The sequence below is a fragment of the Gallibacterium salpingitidis genome (assembly GCF_001678495.1).
GTDB classification, from domain to species: Bacteria; Pseudomonadota; Gammaproteobacteria; order Enterobacterales; family Pasteurellaceae; genus Gallibacterium; species Gallibacterium salpingitidis.
The window spans coordinates 1-1,083 of the sequence record NZ_JTJL01000077.1; the positions used below are offsets into that span (position 1 = coordinate 1).

Annotated in this window: 1 protein-coding gene; it reads left to right on the forward strand. The window is 32.3% G+C overall.

What is annotated here, in order from left to right:
- Positions 1–74: 74 nt before the first annotated feature.
- Positions 75–998, forward strand: a complete 924-nt coding sequence (locus tag QS62_RS11250; protein WP_066110221.1) for an IS256 family transposase, variant Zn-binding type — start codon at positions 75–77, stop codon at positions 996–998.
- Positions 999–1,083: the final 85 nt, after the last annotated feature.

The following is a 1,083-nucleotide window of genomic DNA, read 5'->3' on the forward strand; positions in this document are numbered from 1 at the left end:
ATAGACAAAAGTGTGGGAAAAAAGTGGTTTGAAGTCATATACTATAAGGCTTTAAGCCACTTTTTTGAAAATGAATAAAAAATTGCCCTTTCTGTAACTCACCTCAAATACATAAACATGGTAAGAAAAATAATCAACAACGCTACAAATGTCCTAAGTGTAATAAAACATTTATCTATCAAAATAAATTAAATGCCAGCCTTATTTGGCAAGATTATGTCATAGGTAAACAGACCTACCAACAATTGGCAGAAAAATATCATTGTTCAATAAGAACGATTCAGCGATATATTGATAAAGCCCCTAAAACAAAACTAAAAACACCAGAAAAAGCTATGTTAAATCTGATTATGGATGTGACATTCTTTGGACGAGATTTTGGTGTGTTAGTCTTGATGGATTCATTATCAGGTAACGTGGTTTACCATCAAATAGTCAAAACAGAAAAAGATGACTATTACAAAGTTGCAATAAATAAATTAAGAGAAAAAGGCGATAAAATTCAAGCAATTACCTGTGATGGGCGAAGAGGGTTACTGAAAGATTTACTCAACACGCCCACGCAGATGTGTCAATTTCATATGGTGGCGATGGTAATGAGGAAGTTAAGGAAAAATCATCAATCTGAAGCAGGAAAGGCATTAAAAGTGATAGCGAAAACGTTAAAAAGTAGTCACAAAGCGGAATTTTATCGACGATTACATTATTGGTATTTAGAACATCAAGTGTTTTTAAATGAGCGTTCAGAAAAGGCGAATGAACGAGGTTATTTTCCCTATAAACATCGACATATTCGAGGGGCTTATGCGAGTTTGAAACGTTATGAAAAGTATTTATTTACCTATGAGAAATATCCGGAATTAAATATAGAAAAAACGACCAATCGGATAGAAGGATTATTTAGTGAACTAAAGCGGAAACTAAATAATCACAACGGATTAACCAAAAAACGTAAGATTATGTTTATACAGGATTTTTTAAATAGAAAGAGTGAGTAAATAATAATTTAAAATATCAAAACCCACACTTTTGTCTATTAGAAGCTGAATGTGCAAAAAATCCCACACTTTTGTCTATTAGGCC